The sequence below is a fragment of the Paenibacillus amylolyticus genome (genome assembly GCF_047302515.1).
Taxonomy (GTDB): domain Bacteria; phylum Bacillota; class Bacilli; order Paenibacillales; family Paenibacillaceae; genus Paenibacillus; species Paenibacillus amylolyticus_G.
In genome coordinates this window covers 660,611-677,347 of the sequence record NZ_CP168019.1, presented here as the reverse complement: position 1 = coordinate 677,347, position 16,737 = coordinate 660,611, and the positions used below count along the sequence as shown (strand labels likewise).

The window sequence follows — 16,737 nt, the reverse complement described above, 5'->3', positions numbered from 1 at the left end:
CTCTGTGATCTGGCTAGAAATTGAAATTCACTTCTTCATCCACAGCTTCATCCGTGATCTCCGTGACACGATCCACTTCAATATCATAGATCAATGTATCCGGCTGCTCTGAAATTATCTCAAGAATTTTCACAAAATCTTTGGCGATATATTCAGCTGTGTCAGGCAAGAACAAGCTTGTATTATATTCCAGAATAAACTCGATCGTACCATCACGCTCAATCGCATCCAGTGCCAGATCAAACCTTGAAACTCCACTGTCATAATCGATTAATGTGCCTTTGAAAGCCTCAATCTCTCCGGTGTACATCCCTACATTTTGCAGTGCAAAATACACATCAAACAGCGGATTTCTGCTCGGATCACGTGTACTATTCACAAGCTGTACAATTCGGTCGAATTGACAGTCCTGATGTGCAAAAGCCGATAACGTACGCTGCTTCACGTCCAGAAGTAACTCCCTGAATGAGTCATCAGGCACAGGTTCGTTTCTCAGGACAATTGTATTCACAAACATGCCAATGGTGGCATCAAAGTTACCCTGTTGGCGACCCGTTACAGGTGAACCGATGAGTATATCACTCTGGTTCGTATATTTATGCAACAGGACATTTAAGGCGGATAAGAGCAACATGTATAGCGTGGTTCCTGTACGTGCTCCGAGCTTGCCTATACGAGCAGTGAGTGCTTCGTCGGCATAAAAAGTCATTTTAGCTCCATCATAGGTTTTTCGATCAGGCCGTGAAAAGTCTGTTGGAAGTTGAAGTGTGGGCAATGGCCCTTTCAGCGTTTCCAGCCAGAAGGCTTCCTGTGATTTAATTGAATCCGATTGCTGATACTGGTTGCTCCACTCCGAGTAATCTCTATACTGATAAGGAATATTCGGTAGAGGTGAACCACTGTACATTGACGTGATTTCGTGCATCATATTGTCCATCGACATTCCATCTGTAACCAAGTGATGCACATCGAACATCAACAGATGGCGACCGTCATCCAACGAACCAACAATCATGCGGATCAACGGTGCCGCTTCTAGATCAAACGGTCGGACAAACTGCTTCACTACATCTTCCACTGCTTCCGTTCCACGAATGACATCTGGCAACGTTTCGATTGAAAAATCCACGTTCTCGTGAATTCTCTGAATCGGCTCTCCTTGTTCCCAGTGAAATGATGTACGGAACGATTCATGACGCTGAATCAGAGTGTTCATATAACCGTTCAACGTGAATGGGTCAAAATTCCCCTCCATAATCAACGCTTTGTTCAGGTTATAGCTGATGTTGTCCGGGTCCTGAGTGCAAAGGTAGAATATCCTTTTTTGAGCTGATGAAAGTGGATATTCTTCTTTGACTTCTGCATGAGGGATAGACTGTTTTCCGACTGTTGCATTCTCAACATCGACCAGAGATTGCAGGTGAACTCCCAGTCCCCAGATCGTCGGATATTGCAGCACATCCGAAGGATTAATCTGTATCCCCGTTTCCCTGTATATATCCGATGCCATCTTGAGACCAATAATGGAATCTCCACCATATTCATAAAAATCATCATACAGATCCATTTCTGTCAGTCCCAAATGAAGTGACCAAATCCGGGATAACATCTGTTCCATGGCTGTATATTGACCATCATTGCGGCCGTGTAATGAGACTTCTTTGTTCAGCGTTGCCTTTCTCATCTCCACTTCAGCAATCACGCTGGCACTTTGATCCTGAATCGTGTTGTATACATCCTCCGACATCATCATTGGCATATCACCTACGTAGGCCATATATTCCGAGTCATAATTCAATTCGCCGATGATAGATCGATGCACTTTACGCTGAAAAGCCTGGTCAAAGGCCTTTAATGCAGACTTTGTTAAAACAGACTTGAACACCATGTCATCATTTACGCCAAAATCTTTGGCCATCCCGGTCTCTTTCCAGGCCACCCAATTGATCGTTAACGTTCGTCCACCCCTGCGATTGCGATACGCTGCATAAGCATCCAGATAACTATTCGCTGCTGAATAATCTCCTTGACCCGGAGAGCTGAATAATGTTGAAGTGGTTGAGAACAAAACAAGAAAATCCAGAGAGTCGTGGGCTGTTGCCTGATCCATATTCCAGGTTCCCTGGACTTTCGGAAGCAACACACGGTTAAAGGTCTCCGCATCCTTGGATGCAAGGAATCCTTCACCGGCTACCCCTGCTCCATGAACAATGCCATCCACTTTGCCGTGCTGCTCTCTGATGTTCTCCATGAGTCTTGATACTTGTTGAAGATCACCTGTATCCACGCTGTAGAGACCTACTGTGGAACCTCTGTTCTCAATCGAATGTATCCATTTAATTTTGTTGCATTGCTCCAGATCCTTGTTATCCTCCAAAATGGCTGGCCATGTTTCCCGATCAGGGAAATCCGATCTGCCTGCAAGAATCAAGGTAACGTTGTGTCTGTTGGCAAAATGTTCTGCGAATGCTCGGCCAATGCCGCCCATTCCACCGGTGATGAGATAGACCCCTTGCTCCTTAATGGTTACATCAGAGAGCTCAGCTCCCAACAGATCTGTCTTCCTGAACTCTTCCACATATCGTTGACCCTTCCGATAAGCAGTGGAGTAGAAAACATCATCTGCATTCATTGCATTGAGCAAAATAGGAATAGCGGTGTCATCATCTATATCCATGACTTTGCATTCCAGCTGAGGATGCTCTTGTCCAATCGCTTTGCCCAAGCCAAACATCGTTGCATGTTCAGGAGCAAGATGTGATTCGTGGCCGCTAACTTCATGAACGTACTGGGATAACAGCACAATGCGCATTCGATTTCGCAATCCTGCACCCACAATGGCTTTTGTAAGGTAAAACAAGCTATGCACACCTCGGCATAAGGCATCCTCCAGTTCCTTAGGACTCTCGGGTGCTGTATGACCATTTATGGTAAAGGTGTGAATAATCTGATCTATTCTGTGGTTCTTCGTAGCTTTCAATAATTGCAGATACTGATCCTCCGAACCATCAATCTGATAATGAACCGGAGAGATCTTCGCATATGTTGCACCAAGCGTAACTTCAATTACATGTGCTCCACGTTCAGTAAGTTCCCGGGAGAGACTGTCACATAATGGAATTGTCCCCTTCAAAAGCAAGACGGTTTGCGGATTCGGAATGAGCCGCTCAGGATTAGTCGCTTCCACCCAGCCAATGGTGTAATGCATCGTTGGTTCTTCCTTCTGCACAACGGATGGTTGAACCGCAACTCGCTCGGGAATATCAATCCAGCAACGATTGCGCTCATAAGGATACGTTGGAAGATGGAGCCGGAAGGTTTCCTCTTCTGCGTACAATCTGGACCAGTCAATATCGGCCCCCTGTGTATAAAGAATCGATATTTCCTCCAAGTGCTGATCTTCCCATCCGTGCTCGTTAATGAGCTTCAGTACCCTGTCTGCTTGCTCGTTTAATTCACGAAGTTTTTGTTCCGTCAATTCGCCAACACCCGGCTCCTTCGTCTCAGGAACCATTCGATGTTCAGATGCATAAGCAACGGGCGGTTTAATCTCGCTAAACGGGCACCCATGCAGCTTGTCCAATCGGGATACCAGCTCTTCTTTGTCTTTAAAAGGAATGGCGATACGCAACTTGTAGTGTCCTCTTCCCTGAGCAGCTGTTCCGCACAGGCTTAACAAATCCAGTTCATCGTAACTATCGAGATAATCATGATAAGTTGCGATCAATCTGGATAGAGAGTCTTTACTTTTGGCGGAAAGAGGCAAAATATAAGGTCTGCGTTCCTCTGCTTGGACAAATGTCTGCACTGGGGCCTCTTCCAGGATAACGTGACAATTGGTTCCACTAATCCCGAAGGCGCTAATCCCACAACGTCGCGGTCCTTCCTCGGAATGCCACGTACGAAGACGGGTATTCACGAAGACCGGTGAATTGGAAAATTCAATCATTCGATTAGGTCGATTAAAGTACAGTGTCGGAGGAAGCTTTTTCTCACGCAGCGCCATGACCGCCTTCACCAAACTAATCACTCCAGCAGCCTCCGAAGAATGCCCCAAGTTGGTCTTGATGGAACTCACCGCACAGAATTGCTTGCGATCTGTGTAGCTCGACAGTGCATCGGATATGCCCTTAATTTCAATCGGATCTCCCAATGTCGTGCCCGTGCCATGTGTTTCAATGTAGGTGATTGTCTCCGGTTCAACTCCTGCATCCTCCAAAGCAGATATAATAACCTCTGTTTGAGATGCCGGATTAGGTGCCGTGATGCCTATTGAACTGCCATCCTGATTCACAGCCCCGCCTTTAATTACAGCATAAATGGAATCATGGTCATCCAATGCCTGCTGAAGTGATTTCAGCAGTACCACTGCAACCCCTTCTCCAATACCTGCTCCATCTGCTTCATCATCAAAAGCTTTGGAGCGATGATCTGTAGACTCAATGCCAAGTTTCATATTTTCATCATCCACCGGACACAGATTAATCTTGATTCCGCCAGCCAGTGCATAATCACATTGTCCGCTACGAATAGCTTTGCAAGCCATGTCTACAGACACCAATGAAGATGAACAGGCCGTATCAATAACCATGCTTGGACCCTTTAGATCCAATAAATATGAGATCCGGGCAGACATCATTGCTGTCAGATTACCCACCATGGAGCTTGATCCGCTCCCAGGATCAACTTCATATAAGAGACGTGCATACAGATCTCGCAAGGTTGCCGCATATCCCAGATATACGCCTGTTTTACTACCACTCAATCTGGTGCCGCCATACCCTGCATCCTCAATTGCAGTCCAAGCAGCTTCAAGAAATAATCGCTGATTGGGATCCATTAGACTTGCTTCCTTGGGCGATAACCGAAAGAAACCTGCATCAAACTTGTCTATGTCTTCCAGATACGCGTTCTCATTGTATTTCATCTGTGTCTGGTCATGACCTGTGAACGCAAAATGCTTGTCAATATCCACCTTTCTCGATTCGGGAAACGACCGAACCAGATCCGTGCCGTTGACGAGATGCGCCCACAGCTCCTCAGGTGTGGAAGCAAGCGGCACATTCACAGCCATGCCGATAATCGCAATATCTCCATCTCGTTCCGCCGCAGTACGCTTCTTGAGATGCATCGCTGGAGAAGGACGCTGTTCCTCCTTCTTGTTTTTTCCACCGATAAATTTTGCGAGATGATGTACATTCGAGTATTCGAACAGGTCCGTAACATTAATGGCTCCTGGAAAAATCCGCTCAATTTCACTCTGAATTTTCATTAGCAGAATAGAGTCCGCACCTAGTTCAAAGAAGTTGTCGTGAATATCAATTTGATCAAAACCTAATATTTTTCTGCAACATTCGGCCACACGTTTTTCCGTATCACTAAACTCTTCGTTGAGACTTCCTGTCAGACTTACTTCTCCTGCTGGATTTGTTGTTACACTCTTTGCTTTGTTCGCTTTTTCCTGCTTCTTTTTTTCCTTAAATAGTTCAATTTGCGCAGTCAGCACAGGAGAGAGCATTACCCCTGATTTTTCGAGTAGGAAGACTCCACCGTTCTCATAATTGAGATAACCTACAAGTGCTCTCGGTACATTATGGGATAACACCTGCTCGAACCCTTCAAGAGCCTTACCGGTTGGCAACGTTTTAAAAATGGTGTCGATTGTGAAACCACCTTCAAGGGCCATACCAGTCTCTTTCCAGGTCGTCCAGTTCACCACATGTGTCCTTCTTCCGAGCTTGTTCCGATATTCCCCGTAGGCATCCAGATAAGCATTGGCTGCGGTATAATCTCCTTGAACGGCTCCGCTAAACATCGTTGCTACTGAAGAAAACAGAAGAAAGAAATCCAGATCATCCGAATGGGTAACTTCATCCAAAATACGTGTACCCATCACTTTCGGATTGAAAATGCTTTTAAACTGGTCATCCGTACGATTCATCAATAAGTCGGATCTTCCGATTCCCGCACCATGGATAACCCCCCGGATCTTCCCATGACGTTGACGCAGCTCTTCTACAATTGGAACTACCTCTTCTTTTTTGGAAATGTCAGCGCTGTATATTTCAACGGTAGCTCCCATATTTTCAATATCGAGAACTCCCTGAATCTTTCGGCATAACGACTGATCCTGCTGTGCTTCCAAAATCGCCTCCCATGTTCTCCGGGGTGGAAAGGCAGTACGATTAATCCAGGCCAGATGTACCTTGTCCCTGCCAGCCAAATATTTGGATACTTCAATCCCGATACCTCCGGCTCCACCAGACACAAGATATATCCCTTCTGAATGAAGAGCCGGAAATTGTCCATTGTTACTGTCCGACTCTGCAACAGGCTGGAGTGTACCGAATGACTGAATATACCGTTTTCCGTCTCGAATGGCGGTAAGGAAGTGATCTGTTTTTCTGAGAACAGACTCTGCACTCCCCTTGTTCCATAGCATATCTTCCAGGTCGATAACTCGACATTGTATGTTCAGATGCTCCTTGCGTATGACCTTGGCAAGACCTTCTAGCGGTGCGAGCTCGGGTCTAAGAACCTGTTCTTTGCCTGTGACATGATGGACACATTGGGTCAAAATCACCATATCCATATCATAATCAATACCATGTCTGGTCAAAGAACGAACCAGATACAGCAGGCTGTAAACACCGCGTTCCTGTGATTCATTCAACTCCACCAGATTCTGAACAGAAGTGTCCGAAGCAAAGGTAGGTGCGTAGATGACCTGTGACCATGATTTTGAATCCAAAGCATTGACTAAAGAATCAAAATCGCCCTCTTTGGAACCAATTCGAAAATCAGTATCGTTCCTCTGTTCATAGTAATCTCCCGGGCAAACTTTAATGACGTCCTTACCCGATTGTTGCAAAAACAATGCAAGGTCAGCCCCACCTTTGTCATCAGCTGTAAAGAGTACAACTCTCTCGCTTGAATGAACTTCGTTATCCTCGTAATCTCCCTCAAGCTCATGCCACGTGAGAGAAAACAATCCGTTGTCATGGTGGACACTCTCTTCTGCTGGTCTGCTTCCCATGTCAATCCAGCACTTCTGCGAATCAAAGGGATAACCCGCCAGAGGTACGGTCTTCGTAGACTTACCCTCATACAGACGCCACCAGTCCACGGATGCCCCTTGCACGTAAAGAGTACACAGGCGCCCCCAGTCGAATGTAGCCTCATTCACCTGGTTCAATTCTTGTCTGACCTCTTCACTTAACGCACGAACGTTTTTCTGGGTAATATCAAGTACCCCTGCAACTTCCCGATTGTCGCTGATCAGTCGGTGTTCCCCATAATGAAACCAAGGTGCTGTGAACGTATGAATGTCTCCAGATATAACCTGGGTCAGCTTAATGCGCAAATCCTCCAAATGTTCAGCCAAAATGATCACTCGGTGAGCATAATGTCCACGACATGCATTGGCTGTTCGACACACATCCAGTAATGAATACCTGTCGGGGAAGGTAGATACTCCGTCCAGATACTGTTTCATGAGAACTTGAATTCCATGATCTGATCCCGCAGACAACGTGAATGGATGAACACCCGTATGCCCATCATGCGTAACGGTCAAAGTGGCCTGTACAGGAGCTTCTTCCAGCACCATATGACAATTTGTTCCGCTCAAACCAAATGTACTTATCCCGCATCTACGCGGATCAGCACCTCGCTCCCACTCTCTTAACCTTGTATTGACATAGACGGGTGAATTCCCGAAATCAATATTCAGGTTTGGATAATTAAAATGAAGGGAAGGCGGGAGTTTCCGATGATACAACGATAAAAGCCCTTTAATTAGACTGGCCATACCTGCTGTTTCATACAGATGACCGACATTGGTTTTGACCGAACCAATTGCACAAAATTGCTTTTTATTCGTATATTTTCGAAAAGCACGTTCCAGCCCCTGAATCTCGATAGGGTCACCCAGATTGGTTCCTGTTCCATGAGTTTCAATATAGGCCAAGGATTCCGGGTGGATGCCTGCTCGCTTCCACGCCTCCTCGATTACTTCGGATTGAGCAACCGGATTGGGGGCCGTGATGCCCATGGACGTTCCATCCTGATTCAAGGCGATGCCTTTGATTACACCATAGATGTGGTCTCCATCCTTCTGAGCCTGACGAAGCGGCTTCAAAATTACTGCAGCCACACCTTCACCCATACCGGAGCCATCTGCTTCTTTATCAAAAGCTCTTGTCCGGTAGTCGGTGGATTCAATCCCAATCTTCAGAAAGTCATTATCCACTGGCAGAATGTCCAGCTTAACTCCTCCGGCAATCGCCATGTTGCAATCCCCGTTCATCAGCGATTTACAAGCCAGATAAACGGATACCAACGAGGACGAACAAGCCGTATCCACTACCATGGTCGGTCCTTTTAGATTAAGCAGATACGAGATGCGGGTTGGAAGCATTGACGCGATATTTCCAGTCATCGCAATAGACAACTCTTCCGGATTGGTATCCTTGATCATTTCCTTATAGTTGTTGCTATTGGCAAATCCGGTAAAGACGCCGGTATTACTTCCTGCAAGCCTTTGCCCGCCGTAACCGGCATCTTCGATGGCATGCCATGCTGTTTGCAAAAATAAACGATGACAAGGGTCCATCAGACTGGCCTCTTTTGGCGAGAGACGGAAGAACTTATAATCGAATTGATCCACTTCATCCAGAAAAGCTCCATCCAGATATTGAAGGAATTCGTCTGAATATCCGCTTAGTCTGAGGTACTCATCCGTTACAGATTTTCGATCAGATGGATAATCACCTATGCAATCAATCCCCTGCTCAACAATGTGCCAGTATTCCTCCGGACGATTCGCATGGGGAAATTTAAGGCTCATGCCTATGACTGCTATATCCTCTTGATGATTTGCTTCTTCCTGCTTCAGCAGATTGATGACCTGAATCCCCGTCACTTTGTCAATTTTGCCGGAGGCTATGTTTTCAACAACATGTTTGTAGACTTTCTCCACAAGCTCACTCCCCTGGCCGTATTTCATCCAAACGATGAAGAATGTCTTCGACAGATACTTCCCCGTCCTGCAACTTGTCCAGCATATGGCTTAATGAGTCATTCCAATCTCCGTCCTGCTCTTCTGATGCGGATGTTATCGGTGCAGCTTGCAGGGTATGTTGCTCATTGCCTGCAATGTAATTGCTGAGTTTGTCTACAGTTGTATATTCGAACAGATCTACCAGTTTGATTTTATTGGGGAAATGCCGATCCAATAACTCATGCATCTGGCCCAACATGATTGAATCTCCCCCTAATTCGAAGAAACTGTCATAAATATTGATTTCACTGAACCCTAGTACCGAACCGAAGATTTTGGCAATCAGATCCTCAGCATCGCTATATGCTCCTTCTCCTGTCCTGCCATCCAGAGTAACTTCTGCATAACCGGTCTGATTCTGAGTTTCAGGAAACACAGTTTTCTCATTAGTAGCCAGAGATCTCAGGTCATCAGATAGTCTCACAGCAACACTTGACATCATGCCAAGCAATTTACTTTCACGATTGATCTCGCCGACGATTACCCGATTCAAGGTCATTCCCATCGCACGATCCAGCCATGCAATGCCCTGCTCCGTAGGAATGGCAGAGAATACGCCATCCACATTGATGCCGTAACGAACGCCCATCCCCGTATCTCGCCATGTGTTCCAGTTAATAGTTAGTGTTCGTTTCCCGAGCTTGCTTCGATATGCAGCAAACGCATCCAGGTATGCATTGGCAGCAGCATAGTCCCCCTGGCCCGGAGCAGCAAACACCGAAGAGATCGTGGAGAAGAGCAGGAAGAAGTCAAGATTATCCTCAAGCGTGACCTGATCAAGCGCCCATGTTCCATGGACTTTGGGACCTATCACCGCTGAGAACTGTTCCTCCGTCTTGCGCATCAGCATGCCTTCACCAGGTACACCGGCACTGTGGACTACGCCACGAATGGGACCGTAGTTTTGTCGAAGTTCATCAAATACCTCACGTAGCCTATCCAGATGCCCGATATCCACTTGATAAAATGAACATGACGTTCCCTTCTTCTCCAGATCCATCACCCGGTTTATAGTCTCGCACACTTCCCTGTCTCTGTTCTGATCAAGCCATTCAGTCCACTGGTCACGCGGCGGAAAAGGTGAACGGGCAAGCAAAGCAACATGTCCTGCTCCCTTGTCAGCCAAGTACTGGGCAACTTCCAGTCCAATGCCTTTCGTGCCGCCAGTAATCACGTATACACCGTCATTTTGCATTGCTGGCGAATGGCCGATCACCGTCGTATCGTTCAAAGTCTCGAACTGCTCCTCATAACGGGTACCTTCCCGGTAAGCAACAAGATACAAATCAGACTTTCGGCCGATCTCTTGTAACACATCTTCAGCAGAGACAACATCATCAACGTCCAGGAACTTGCAGGATATGCCCATCAATTCCTGACCTACAACTCGTCCCATTCCCATAAAAGGAGCTTGTTGTGGCTGAAGGACACGTTCATTACCTGTCACTTCGTTAACATAATCAGATACCAGCGTAAGGCTCAGCCCGCGTTCATAACCCACATGTGCCAGCGCCTGTGTAAGATACATCAGGCTGCGAGCCCCACGTTGCTGGGTCACCTCTAATTGTTCGATACTCTCAGGAAATACTGCTTGCTCAGTCGTTGACATATGGATAATATGTGTGAATTGATACTCAGATTGAAGATCTGTTAACAAGTCCTCATACGCCTGTTTATTTGAATCAACGCCATACCATCCATCGCCTGGAGTAGAATCCTTTTGAAGTCCAATCTCTACTCTTACAACCTTCCGACCCGCAGCTTGTAATCTCTCATAGATCGATGCCGAAAGAGCGGTTTTTCCTGTGAACAATAACACATCTCCAGATTCGGAGGACATCCATGATGTCCCATCGTTGGATGGCGTGTTAACCCAACGAATAACATGAAATGGTTGTTCCATACGTTCCACTTTTACCGGGGCAACGTCGGGTATGTCCAGCCAGTGTGTCTTACGCTCGAAAGCATACACCGGGAGCCGCACTTTACGAGGTGCCTGTCCGTCATTCCATAATAATGGTGGCAAATCTGCGCCCGCCGAATACAACTCACTAATTTTGATCTGCATGGATTCGTCCCTGTACAGGCCGTTCCTCCACGCTAATGCCACTTCTTGAATTTCGGCGTTCAAACTTTCCTTCTGAACCAGAGTTAGATCATCCGGACGTCTAATCCCATCCGTACCTGATACCAATCGGTGTTCTGCATAACGATAGAAAACCTTGCCGGTGTCGCCCAGTTCAGACTCCCAAAAGTAGAGCCGGTTCAATTCATTCAAACGGGAAACAAGCTCCATTGTCGTATTCACTGCAAAAATTAATCGATGCGGATAATGACTGCGCCCAGCCTGGACCGTGTAACAAATATCCTGCAAATTCATTTGTAATAATTGCGGACCATATCCAACGTATCTCGTAACAAGTTGCTGCAAGCTCTCACGTGATTTGGCCGAAAGCATGAACAACTGTGGCCCGCCGTGAGGAACGTGGTCAGGCAGTTCTTTATGGGTATAGTCTGCCGGTGGTTCTTCCAGCACTATATGGGCATTGGTTCCGCTCATGCCAAACGCACTGACGCCAGCTCGCCGCGGATGGCCTTCAACCTCCCACTTACGAGTAACGGTGTTGACGTATATGGCAGAATCGTAAAACGGGATATTTTCATTGGGTCGATTAAAGTGAATCGTTGCAGGCAATTCCTTGTTTTTCAGTGCCAACGCTGCTTTGATCAACCCGACGATTCCCGCTGCCTCAAGCAGATGACCCATATTGGCTTTGACAGATCCAATCGCACAGAAATTTCGTTTGTCGGTGAACATACGGAATGCATTCGTCAAACTGTTTACTTCAATCGGATCCCCTAAAGGTGTACCCGTCCCGTGGGCTTCCACATAACCAATGGTCGCAGGATCAATGCCAGCATCATCCCATGCCTTGCGAATCACGTCTTCCTGAGCTGCCGGATTTGGTGCTGTCATCCCGGCAGAACTACCATCCTGATTGGATGCTGATCCCTTAATGACCGCATAGATTTGGTCGCCATCCTGTTTAGCTTTTTCGAGTGGTTTGAGCATGATTACACCAATGCCCTCGCCAAATCCCGTTCCTTCGGATTCCTCATCAAATGCACGCGTGATTCCATCCATGGATTCCATGCCTATTCCCATGCGTGTATTCGTGTGATGAATTGGCATGGTATGGATTTTAATCCCACCAGCTATGGCCATTTCACATTTGCCGCTACGAATCGATTGACATGCAGCATCTACAGCAACGAGGGATGATGAACAGGCTGTATCTACGACCATCGATGGCCCCTTCAAGTCCAGCATATAAGATACTCTTCCAGAGGTAACTGCTGCTGTGTTGCCCACCATAGCGCTGGATAGCAGAGTCGGATTGGTTTCATAAATGAGTCGTGAATACATATCGCGAATATTCGGCGAGTATCCAACAAACACCCCGGTATAACTTCCACTAATGTTTTCTACACAACCGGCATCTTCAACTGCTTCCCAGCATGCCTGCAGGAAAAGACGCTGATGTGGGTCCATCAGGCTTGCTTCCTTGGGAGACAAACGGAAAAAGGTACTATCGAACTTATCAATCTCATCAATATAGGACCCTTCCACAAGAGCAACGCTGCCCTCAGGAAACTGTTTATATCGAATATAGCGATCAATGGCATCCTTTCGTTCTGCAGACAATGCGGTCCTGCAATCCAACCCGTTACGAATATTGTCCCAGAATTCATCAGTATTGTTGGCGTTAGGCAGTTTGACGGAAATACCAATAATGGCTATGTCCTGTTCCGTTCCTTTCATCGGTGTATGATGTGTCATGTTGTTGCTTCCCTGGCGTTTATCTACCAGAAAACGGGCCAGTTTATAAACTGTTGCGTGCTCAAACAAGTCCGTAATCATAAGTGAACCTGGATCAAGCAGTTCCAATCTGGCATGCATCGTTTTTAACAAGAGGGAATCGGCTCCCAGTTCAAAGAAATTTTCATGGATGTTAATTTCCTCGAAACCCAATACCTGTCTGCAAACATCAGCGACACGTCGTTCTGCTTCGGTGTAATCCTCTTTTTCTTTTCCCATTAGGATCACCTGACCCGTGCCATGTTGTGAAAGTGATCGGGTAGAAGCCATTTCTGCTATAGACCCGGTCGTAGACTTCATTCTCTTCAATCGTTCGAGCAAATGTGGAGCAACCCGAATCCCTGAACGTTCGAGTAAACGAATGCCCCCACCATCTATGTTTAATTCCCCGATAATAACGCGGTCTACTTTTTGAGTAACAACGTCTGCGAGAGTATGGATCGCCTGTTCAGGTAAAATGGCCTTAAATATAGTATCCGCCGTAAAACCCGAACGTGCTGCCATTCCCCGCTCCCTCCAGGTCACCCAGTTAATCGCGAGTGTGTGAAGTCCCTGCTTGGTTCGTTGTGCAGCGAACGTATCCAGGTAGGCATTGGCTGCAACATAATCTCCCATAGTCAACGTGCTAAATGTTGTAGCGATAGAAGAACATAACAGCATAAAATCAGGCTGATCTTGTCGGGTAAGTTGATCAAGCAACCATGTCCCCCTGATCTTGGGAGCCAACGTGCGCTTGACGTCATCTTCACTCTTCTGATCGGTAGACAGATCACTTCCCGTTCCTGCACAATGCACAATTCCATGTATAGAACCAAACGTTTTTCTGATAACATCCAACGTATGGGTAAGACGCATTTCATCGGATACATCTACGCTAAAATAAGTTACCATTGCTCCGAGACTTTCCATGGCATCTATTTCACGAATAATCTGCTGAACAGCCGTTTGATCTTTCCCCTTCTTACGAAGCAGCGGCCATTGCTCTCTGTTGGGTAATTCAGTCCGTCCCAGTAGGACAATTCGTACCTTTGCCTGACCAGCCATCCATCTCCCAATCTCTGAACCTATCCCCCCTGCTCCACCCGTTATGATGTATACTCCATCTTCAACCAGTTGCCAGTCCCTATTTTCCTGAGTCTCTGTGTTCCATTCATCCAGCTGTTCAACATAACGAATCCCATTCCGATAGGCAAAATTCTCGTTGGAGATGCCTGCGCCACTAACCAACTCCGGAATAGATTCAAGTGAACTATGTTCATCTCTGTCAATGCACTGACACCGGATATGCGGATATTCCTTTCCTATAACCTTAGCCCAGCCGATCAAGGCAGCGTGCTCAGGATACAGTTCCACTTCGTCCCCCGTCACTTGATAAGCAGTTGTCGTAGCAATTGATATGTCTACAGGGCCAGACACCGCTCTCTGCACCAGAGATTTGACCAGTCTGAACAGACTCAGAGGACCCTCTATTTCCGCCTGAGAAAGATCCGCCAGATTATGCACCTGCATTCTGGGCGTTGAACTCAGTAGATGAATAACACGGGTTATATCATTGAAAGGCAGTGCACCAAGCAGGTGATCATAAACATCTTCTGAAGAAAGTTGAACTAGACCTGAGAGTCCTTCCATAACGGCAACATCTCCGTCAAATGTCACGGATACCAGCTTTCGTCCCAGATTACGCAAGGTGGTTTCAAGCCTTTCGCCTTCAAGGTCTTTATCTTTTCGCAATATCAAGGTTATCCCATCATCAATTGGCTGCTGCTCCTCATCGGGTATGGATGGTTCCAATAAATCCGCGATCCAGCGTGTTCTATACAAGCTCCGATACATGTCATCTGTCTGGCGTTGATCCATGTCCGATTTCCAGTCCAGCCAGCATATGTTCGGTTCAAACTGGTATGACGGAAGTGGAATCCTGCGCACAGACTTTTCTCTGTACAGATCTTCCCAACTCACATCGGCTCCCTGAACATACAAATCACAAATGGCCTCCAACAGCACTTCCCTCGGATGAAGATGAGGTTCAGAAAGCCATGCTTGGGCCTTCTGTCCAAGTAGTCTGACCTCCTGCTCCGTGATTTCCCCTGTACTTCGCGTGGACTCCCCTGCACCGGCTGTTATTATCCGATGTATGCCTGTGTGTACTCCGTTTATCTCGAGATCAAGAGCACCATTTGCGTCTGATACAAGCTTCAATTTTCTTTCCAAATCCTTGCGATCACTGTAAGTGATCGCAAGCCTTTGAGTGTAGTGCCCTCTTCCGGTATTAGCCGAAAATGATAGATTTGCCAGCGAAAGTTCAGGATCTGAAACGAGCAAGGCCTGATACGCTTGCACCAGCTTTGTTAAGCTGGCAGCACTTTTGGCAGAGATCGTTAAAATTTGCATACCCGGGGTCACTGCGGTAACTGCCCTGTGATAACGTGGCGGCTCTTCAACTACAATGTGACTATTGGTTCCACTTAGACCAAACGCGCTGACACCACATCTGCGTGGAGCTCCTTCGGCATGCCATATTCTAGGGCGAGTGTTGAGATAGACTGGAGAATCTTCAAAGTTGATTTTTGAGTTTTGACGCTGAAAATGAAGTGTGGGTGGCATCATGCCTTCACGCATTCCCATAATGACCTTGAAAAGCGAAGCCATGCCAGCTACACAATCCAAATGGCCCACATTTGTCTTCACTGAACCAATAGCACAGAATTGTTTCTTGTTTGTAAACTTTTGGAACGCTCTGCGAATGGCCTCAAACTCAATGGGATCTCCCATATCTGTTCCTGTACCATGTGTTTCAATATAATTTAGCGTCTCCGGGTTAATCCCCGCATTTTTCCATGCTTTCACCAGCAAATCTGCCTGTGAAGCAGTATTCGGCGCTGTGATGCCTACGGAAGTTCCATCTTGATTCACAGCACTTCCTTTGATGACTGCGTAAATATGGTCTCGATCCCTGAGTGCTTTGTTCAAAGGTTTGAGGATAATAGCGGCAGCACCTTCACCCCACACCGTCCCATCCGAATCTGCATCAAACGCCTTCACTTTGCCATCTGGCGCTTCCACACCAAGCTTGTTCCCTTCATCCAGGGGAAACAAACGTATCTTGACGCCACCAGCGACAGCCAGGTCACAATCCCCGTTTCGAATGGCCTGGGACGCGAGATGGATGGCTACGAGAGAAGATGAACATGCTGTATCAAGACAAAGGCTCGGCCCCTTCAGATCCAGCAAGTAAGAAATCCGGCTAGCCAGAATGGAGGCCAGATTACCTGGAACTGCACTGGGATCTGCCTGAGGTTCCAAGTCAGTGATTAATCTTTTGTAGTCATATACTTCATCGTTTCGAAACCCAACGTACACACCTGTGTTGCTTCCTTTAAGTTTCCCGCCTCCATATCCCGAATTCTCAATGGCGTGCCAAGCCGTTTCAAGAAACAACCGCTGATTGGGGTCCATGAGAGAAGCTTCACGGGGAGACAGGTTGAAGAAACGATAATCGAATCGGTCAATATGATTCAAGAACCCTGCTTTGGTATACGCGACCGACTCTCCCCGTGTCTTCATATAATAATCTGTGAAAGATTGTCGTTCTGCGGGAAAATCGCTGATACTGTCCACACCGTTAACCAGATTGCTCCAATATGCCTCGAGTTCCTCTGCACCCGGGAATCTGCCGGACATTCCAATAATGGCAATGTCCTTAGTCGAAACACTTTCGATATCGACCGATTCTGCCCCGGATTCCAGGAGATCATCCAGTTTAATACTTCCCATTAATCCTTTTCTCATTTTGCTC

2 protein-coding genes are annotated in these 16,737 nt (G+C 46.8%); both read right to left on the bottom strand.

The window, feature by feature from the left end; all coding sequences use genetic code 11:
* Positions 1-13: 13 nt before the first annotated feature.
* Positions 14-9,007 (bottom strand): SDR family NAD(P)-dependent oxidoreductase, encoded by an 8,994-nt coding sequence (locus ACDJ59_RS02990; protein ID WP_413407584.1) that lies wholly within the window; start codon positions 9,005-9,007, stop codon positions 14-16.
* The gene (locus tag ACDJ59_RS02985) at positions 8,985-16,730 is read right to left on the bottom strand and encodes an SDR family NAD(P)-dependent oxidoreductase (protein WP_413407583.1); all 7,746 of its coding nucleotides are present in this window, start codon (positions 16,728-16,730) and stop codon (positions 8,985-8,987) included. The genes ACDJ59_RS02990 and ACDJ59_RS02985 overlap by 23 nt, the downstream gene beginning before the upstream one ends.
* Positions 16,731-16,737: the final 7 nt, after the last annotated feature.

Coding starts and splice junctions, on each gene's coding strand:
- ACDJ59_RS02990 (WP_413407584.1), bottom strand. CDS start 9,007: ATGAAATACGGCCAGGGGAGTGAGCTTGTGGAGAAAGTCTACAAACAT.
- ACDJ59_RS02985 (WP_413407583.1), bottom strand. CDS start 16,730: ATGAGAAAAGGATTAATGGGAAGTATTAAACTGGATGATCTCCTGGAA.